Raw genomic sequence first — 6,168 nt, 5'->3', positions numbered from 1 at the left:
GGCCAGCAGCTTGAATCAGACTTCTTCGACCAGGGGAATCCCAAACCGATTCAGCCCAGATGACTCAGACTCTAGCGCCGCGTAGAAGAAGCGTGTTTTTGGTTCAAGGCCGGGATGAAGGGCGTAGGAGTCCCAGTCGCTCCAACTCGCCCCGCAGCGTCGGTTCGTCAGTGAAGTGTAGTGCGATGAGGCCCGCGTTCGCCGCCGCCACGACATTGGGCTCGCTGTCGTCGATGAACACGGTCCGCGCGGCCTCCAGGCCGAAGCGCGCGAGCGCGAGGGCGTAGATCGCCGGGTCGGGCTTGACCAGTTTCTCCTCGCCCGAGACGAGGATGTCGCGGAAGCGGTCGAACATCGCCGCCTCCCGCGCGCGGAACGGCGGCCAGAACTCGTGGGAGAAGTTGGTGAGCGCGTAGAGCGGCACGCCGGCCGCGTGCAGCGCGTCGACCAGCGCCGGCATGCCCTCGACCGGCCCGGGGATGGTGTCGAGGAAACGGGTTTCCCAGGCTCGGATCAGCTCGGCGTGATGCGGATGCTCGGCGATCAGCTCGGCAGACGTGGCGGCAAAGTCGCGGCCGGCGTCGTGCTGGAAGTGCCACGGGATGGTGACGACGTCGCGCAGGAACGCATCGAGCATCTCGCCCGCCGGGATGAGGCGCTCGTAGAGGAACCGGGGGTCCCACCGGTAAAGGACACGGCCGATGTCGAAGATGACGGCCGTGGGGGTGGTCATGCACGTATCCCAGGCCAAGGCCGCGAAACGGGAGTAAATCCCGTGTCGTCAAACGGCGCTTCGCGCCCCCGGCCGCGGCTTCGGCCTAGACGTGGATTAGCTGCGCTAATCCACTGCCTCAGCCTAGCCCTGGCGCGCCTTGAACCGGCGCTGCGTCTTGTTGATGACATAGGTGCGGCCGCGACGGCGAATGACGCGGTTGTCGCGATGGCGGTCCTTCAGCGACTTCAGCGAGTTGCGGATCTTCATGGATGTGGGTCTTTTCGGGCCGGAACTTGGACGCGCCCGCCTATGGAAGCGGCTCCGCGAAGTCAACGGGGAGCCGGAACCCCGCCCGCGCGTTCGCATCCATATCATCCCAGTCAGGCGTACCTCCATGAAACCGCTCGCCCTCGCTCCGCTCGCCCTGCTCGCGGCCTGCGCCACCACCGGATCGCTGCCGCCGACGGAGGTGCTGCGCTACCATCTGCCCGACGGCGTGCCGCGCGGCACGATCGCCGTGGAGCCGAGCCGGGATGGCCTGTCGAGCGGCCCGTTCGAGGACGCGGTCGGGCGCCAGCTCATCGCGGCTGGCTATATCACCGCCGCAGCCGGATCGGCCTCGCTGTACGTCGCCACAGTCGACATCCGCCAGCGCGAGCGCGATGTCGGGCGGCGGTCGCCCGTGTCGATCGGGTTGGGCGCGGGCGGCTCGACCGGGGGCTATCGCTCGGGCGTGGGTCTGGGCGGCGGCATCTCCTTCCCGATCGGCGGCCGTCGCGGGCCGCTGGTGCAGACCGAGCTCAGCGTCCTGATCAAGCGGCGCGCCGATCAGGCGACGGTGTGGGAAGGCCATGCCAACGGCACGGACGATCCGGGCCGTCGCGGCGCCACCGCGCAGGGCTTCGCCGACCGGCTGGCATCGGCGCTCTTCACGGGGTTCCCGGGCGAGTCAGGGCGCACTATCAGCGTGCCATGAACGCTCACGTCCTCCCGATCGCATGACCGTATCCATCAACGCCGCCTTTGACAGCGGCAACGTCCGCGTCGTCGCGATCGAGGGCGACCGCGTCGACCTGGAGATCGAGCGCGATCACCAGTCCGACTTCTACCAATGGTTTCACTTCCGCGTCGCCGGCGCGCGTGGGCGGACGCTGACGTTGCGGATGCTGAACAGCGGCGGTTCCGCCTATCCGTTCGGCTGGCCCGGTTATCGCACGCGCGCGAGTACCGATCGCGAGACCTGGGTCATGGCCGACACGCGCTACGTGGACGGCGTGCTCGAATGGCGGTGGACCTTCGACACCGAACTCGCCTGGTTCGCCTATTTCGCGCCGTTTCCGATGGACCGCCACGACGCGCTGGTCGCGCGGACGGCAGCGTCGCCCGGCGTCACGCATCGCGAGTTGGGGCGCAGCCTGGACGGGCAGGCGATCGATTACCTGCGGCTGGGCACGGGAGCCAGGCAGGTGTGGCTCTACGGGCGCCAGCATCCGGGCGAGCCGATGGCCGAATGGTGGATGGAGGGCGCGCTCGCCTGGCTGACCAGCGACGCCGCCGCGCCGTTGCTGACGGCGGCGACGGTGCACGTGGTGCCCAACATGAACCCCGACGGCACCCGGCGCGGACATCTGCGCACCAACGCGGCGGGCGTCAACCTCAACCGCGAATGGCACGCGCCGACGGCCGAGCGCTCGCCAGAGGTGCTGTGCGTGCGCGATGCGATGGACGAGACGGGCGTGCACTTCGCGATCGACGTCCATGGCGACGAGGCGATCCCGGCCAATTTCATCGCCGGCTATGAGGGCATCCCATCCTGGAACGCGGATCACGGCGCCAAATTCTACGCGTTCGGGGACCGGCTGGCGGCGCACACGCCCGACTTCCAGGTCGGGCGCGGCTATGAAAAGGCGAGCGCCGGACGCGCCAACCTGTCCATGTCCACCAATCAGCTGGCAGAACGCTTCGGCGCGGTGTCGGTGACGCTGGAGATGCCGTTCAAGGATCACGATCCCAACCCCGATCCCGTCCACGGCTGGTCGCCCGAGCGCTCGCGCCGGCTGGGTATCGCCTGCCTGGAGGTGCTGGCGGGGATGATCGATACGATCTGAGGAGCACGCCGATGGACATCCGGAGCGGCGGCCTCGACCATCCCGACGTGCAGGCGCTGCTCTTGCATCATCTGACGCAAGCGCGGGCGACGGCCCCGACCGAGTTCCGGCACGCGCTCGACGTGACGGCGCTGGGCGCGGACGATGTCCGCTTCTGGACGGCGTGGGACGGCGAGACGCTGCTCGGCATGGCGGCGCTGCGGACGATCGAGCCGGGCCATGTCGAGGTGAAATCGATGCGTACCGCGCCCGCCGCCTTGCGCCGCGGCGTGGCACGGGCGCTGCTGACGCACCTGATCGAGACCGCACACGCCGCCGGGGCGACGCGGGTCAGCCTGGAGACGGGCACGCACCCGATGTTCGATGCCGCCAACCGGCTGTACGAGGCGACGGGCTTCGTCGACGGGCCGGTGTTCGGCGGCTACCCGCCGAGCCCGCACAACCGGTTCATGACGCTGGTGCTGTAGCTGCGGACGATGATCGACTTCGATCATCGTCGGCCCGGACCTGATCCGGGCCAGGGCCATGTCCGGCGTCGGTGAGGACAGCCCGGCCCCGGCTCAAGGCCGGGGCGACGAGGTAGGGCGCCGAGCCGCGCTCCCCTCGCTCAGGTGAACAGCTCTGCCAGGAACGCGCGCATCGCCGCCCAACTGCGGCGGTCCGCCTTTTCCTCATAGCCGAAGCCGGGTGGGCCGCCCCGGTTGTCGGCATCGGTGAAGGCATGGCCCGCATGGCCATAGGCGTGGAGCTGCCAGTCCGCCTGCCCGGCCGTCAGCTCGGCCGCGAGCGCCGTCACCGCGTCGGGCGGCCCAAGCGGGTCGTCCCAGCCGTGGCAGACGAGCACCTTGGCGGCGATCGGCTGGACGGTGTGGTAGGGTGGCGCGTCATAGACGCCGTGGAAGCTGACCACGCCCCGCACGTCCTGCCCCGATCGCGCCATGTCGAGCACCGACTTGCCGCCGAAGCAGAAGCCGATCGCGGCGCATTTCGCCGCATCGACCTGGCGGTGGTCCTGGAGCACGCGCAGGCTAACGGCGAGCCGGTCGCGCAGCAGCGGCCGGTCGGCCTGGAGCGCGTTGATATATTCGGCCGCGTTCTCCGACTCGCGGGTCTTGCGCTTGCCCTGGCCGAACACGTCGCAGGCGAAACCGACATAGCCCAGCCGCGCCAGATCCTCCGCCTTGCGGTTGTCCGCCTCCTTTTGCCCCAGCACGTTGGGGACGACCAGCACGCCGGGGCGTGGCGTCTCGACTTCGTCCTCATAGGCGATCACGCCCTCGAACGGGCCGCCGGGGCCGTCATACACCATCGTCTGCCGCACGATCGTCATGGCCCGCTCTCCTTGTTCCGCGTCGCCGTTGCGCTAGAACCCTGCCGGTCCCCTCGCAAGGAGCACCGATGCCCAGCCTCGTCCTCATCCGCCATGGCCAGTCCGCCTGGAACCTCGAGAACCGCTTTACCGGCTGGTGGGACGTCGACGTGACCGAACAGGGCGCGGCGGAGGCACGCGCGGCGGGGCAGCTGATGGCGGCGAAGGGACTGGACTTCGACCTGACCTTCACCTCGCTCCAGACCCGCGCGATCAAGACGCTCAACCTGGCGCTGGAGGCGATGGGGCGGCTATGGCTGCCGACGGAGAAGCATTGGCGGCTGAACGAGCGGCATTACGGCGGGCTGACCGGGCTCGACAAGGCGGAGACGGCGGCGCGGCACGGCGAGGACCAGGTCAAGGTCTGGCGCCGCTCGTTCGACGTGCCGCCGCCCGCGCAGGACGCGGGCAGCGACTATGACCTCGCCAACGACCGCCGCTATGCCGGGGTCGACGTGCCGGCGACCGAGAGCCTCAAGGACACGATCGCGCGCGTGCTGCCCTATTGGGAGGGCCGGATCGCACCGGCGCTGCAAGGCGGCGCGCGCGTGCTGATCTCCGCGCACGGCAATTCGCTACGCGCGCTCGTCAAGCATCTGAGCAACATCCCCGACGACGAAATCACCGGGCTGGAGATCCCGACCGGTCAGCCGATCGTGTACGAGCTGGACCACGCGCTGTTCGCGACCGACCGCTATTATCTCAGCGAGCGCTGATGCGCATCCACCTTATCCTCGCCGCCGTCGCGCTCTCCTCGCCCGCGCTGGCCGATCCGTTGCAGGACCAGCTGCTCGCCGGCATGCGCGCGACGCGCACGACCGACGTGGCGTATGTCGCGACCAGCCATTTCGAGAGCACCGGCAACGCCGCGCACGACACGGTGACGCGCCATGACGGTCAAGGGCATTTCACGCTGCAGAGCGTCGACGGCAAGCCGCCCAGCCCCAAGCAGCTGGCGCAGGCCGCCAAGAACAGGACGCCCACGCCGTCCTATACCGAAAACGCCAAATGGTTCGGCGCGCCCGCGACCCGCGTCGCCGGGCCGAACGGCGCGGTCGTGTATCATTTCGCCCACTTGCCGCCGGGCACGGTCAAGATCGGCAGCCACGACGCGTCGGCGCAGTGCCAGGCCGATGCAGAGGTCGCGACCGCGACGGGCCAGCCGTATATCGCGCGCGTCCGCTTCGCCTCCACCGCCTCGTTCCGGATGATGCTGGTCGCCAAGGTCGAGCGGTTCGCGGTCACTAGCGCCTATGCGCCGCTTGCCGACGGCCGCGTCTTCCCGACCGACATCAATACGCGGTTCGAAGGCTCGATGATGGGCAAGTCGGGCGCGCTCACCAGCCGGACGCGGTTCACCGACGCGCATCCGGCGCACTGACGCTTATTCCTCCCCGGCACGGGGAGGTGGCGCGCCCGCAGGGCGTGACGGAGGGGGCTGGACCGGGTGCGGCGGCTGGATCGGCGCCCCCTCCACCACCGCGCTTCGCGCGGCGGTCCCCCTCCCCGTTCCGGGGAGGAACAGGAGAACGTTGTCGCCGTCGCCCCGACCCGCTACCCCGCACTCATGACTGACCCGCTCGTCGGCATCATCATGGGCTCGACCTCCGATTGGGAGACGATGCGCCATGCCGCCGACGTGCTGACGGCGCTGGACGTGCCGCATGAGACGCGCATCGTGTCCGCGCATCGGACCCCCCAGCGGCTGGTCGATTATGCGAGCGCCGCCGCCGGGCGGGGACTCAAGGTGATCGTCGCGGGCGCGGGCGGGGCGGCGCACCTGCCGGGGATGGCGGCGGCGATGACCTGGCTGCCGGTGCTGGGCGTGCCGGTCGAATCCAAGGCGCTGAGCGGCATGGATAGCCTCTTGTCGATCGTGCAGATGCCGGGTGGCGTCCCGGTGGGGACGCTGGCGATCGGCCGCGCGGGCGCGACCAATGCCGGGCTGCTGGCGGCGGCGATCCTGGCGGTGGCGG

9 protein-coding genes are annotated in these 6,168 nt (G+C 69.6%); 6 read left to right on the top strand and 3 right to left on the bottom strand.

The features are described from left to right. Positions 1-103: 103 nt before the first annotated feature. Both HUU95_RS06045 and ykgO read right to left on the bottom strand, forming a co-directional pair. On the bottom strand, positions 104-733 hold the full coding sequence (locus HUU95_RS06045) for an HAD family hydrolase (protein ID WP_174279291.1): 630 nt from the start codon (positions 731-733) through the stop codon (positions 104-106). A gap of 123 nt (positions 734-856) precedes the next feature. Continuing rightward, the gene (gene ykgO, locus HUU95_RS06040) at positions 857-982 is read right to left on the bottom strand and encodes a type B 50S ribosomal protein L36 (RefSeq protein WP_008069451.1); all 126 of its coding nucleotides are present in this window, start codon (positions 980-982) and stop codon (positions 857-859) included. A gap of 127 nt (positions 983-1,109) precedes the next feature. On the opposite strand from ykgO, the gene HUU95_RS06035 reads away from it, so the two are divergent. Genes HUU95_RS06035 through HUU95_RS06025 form a run of 3 tightly spaced genes read left to right on the top strand, consistent with a single transcriptional unit; the run spans position 1,110 to position 3,290 of the window. Beyond that, positions 1,110-1,691, top strand: a complete 582-nt coding sequence (locus HUU95_RS06035) for a DUF4136 domain-containing protein (RefSeq protein WP_174279290.1) — start codon at positions 1,110-1,112, stop codon at positions 1,689-1,691. A gap of 22 nt (positions 1,692-1,713) precedes the next feature. Beyond that, positions 1,714-2,823: a M14 family metallopeptidase gene (locus tag HUU95_RS06030; RefSeq protein WP_174279289.1), complete on the top strand. Its 1,110-nt coding sequence runs from the start codon at positions 1,714-1,716 to the stop codon at positions 2,821-2,823. 11 nt (positions 2,824-2,834) lie between these two features. Continuing rightward, positions 2,835-3,290, top strand: a complete 456-nt coding sequence (locus tag HUU95_RS06025; protein WP_174279288.1) for a GNAT family N-acetyltransferase — start codon at positions 2,835-2,837, stop codon at positions 3,288-3,290. Positions 3,291-3,430: 140 nt separating this feature from the next. Here the strand turns inward: HUU95_RS06025 and HUU95_RS06020 are convergent, their stop codons facing one another. Further along, positions 3,431-4,153 (bottom strand): dienelactone hydrolase family protein, encoded by a 723-nt coding sequence (locus HUU95_RS06020; RefSeq protein WP_174279287.1) that lies wholly within the window; start codon positions 4,151-4,153, stop codon positions 3,431-3,433. 68 nt (positions 4,154-4,221) lie between these two features. Between HUU95_RS06020 and gpmA the strand changes: the two genes are divergently transcribed. The 3 genes from gpmA to purE all read left to right on the top strand — a co-directional run. Further along, positions 4,222-4,908, top strand: coding sequence for a 2,3-diphosphoglycerate-dependent phosphoglycerate mutase (gene gpmA / locus HUU95_RS06015; RefSeq protein ID WP_174279286.1), 687 nt, complete (start codon positions 4,222-4,224; stop codon positions 4,906-4,908). Further along, complete coding sequence (locus HUU95_RS06010; protein ID WP_174279285.1) at positions 4,908-5,573, top strand: hypothetical protein; 666 nt, start codon at positions 4,908-4,910, stop codon at positions 5,571-5,573. Before gpmA ends, HUU95_RS06010 begins: the two co-directional genes overlap by 1 nt. A 186-nt stretch (positions 5,574-5,759) precedes the next feature. Further along, a partial coding sequence (purE, locus tag HUU95_RS06005; RefSeq protein WP_174279284.1) for a 5-(carboxyamino)imidazole ribonucleotide mutase occupies positions 5,760-6,168 on the top strand: 409 nt, incomplete at its 3' end.

This window comes from Sphingomonas bacterium (genome assembly GCF_903643065.1).
Taxonomy (GTDB): Bacteria; Pseudomonadota; Alphaproteobacteria; order Sphingomonadales; family Sphingomonadaceae; genus Sphingomonas.
Note: the sequence above shows the minus strand (reverse complement) of the source record. Positions and strands in the feature narration are given on the sequence as shown.

Bases quoted from the DNA above. Each gene is read 5' to 3' on its own strand.
- gpmA (WP_174279286.1), top strand. From the start codon at position 4,222: ATGCCCAGCCTCGTCCTCATCCGCCATGGCCAGTCCGCCTGGAACCTC.
- HUU95_RS06030 (WP_174279289.1), top strand. From the start codon at position 1,714: ATGACCGTATCCATCAACGCCGCCTTTGACAGCGGCAACGTCCGCGTC.
- HUU95_RS06025 (WP_174279288.1), top strand. From the start codon at position 2,835: ATGGACATCCGGAGCGGCGGCCTCGACCATCCCGACGTGCAGGCGCTG.
- HUU95_RS06035 (WP_174279290.1), top strand. From the start codon at position 1,110: ATGAAACCGCTCGCCCTCGCTCCGCTCGCCCTGCTCGCGGCCTGCGCC.
- ykgO (WP_008069451.1), bottom strand. From the start codon at position 982: ATGAAGATCCGCAACTCGCTGAAGTCGCTGAAGGACCGCCATCGCGAC.
- HUU95_RS06010 (WP_174279285.1), top strand. From the start codon at position 4,908: ATGCGCATCCACCTTATCCTCGCCGCCGTCGCGCTCTCCTCGCCCGCG.
- HUU95_RS06045 (WP_174279291.1), bottom strand. From the start codon at position 733: ATGACCACCCCCACGGCCGTCATCTTCGACATCGGCCGTGTCCTTTAC.
- HUU95_RS06020 (WP_174279287.1), bottom strand. From the start codon at position 4,153: ATGACGATCGTGCGGCAGACGATGGTGTATGACGGCCCCGGCGGCCCG.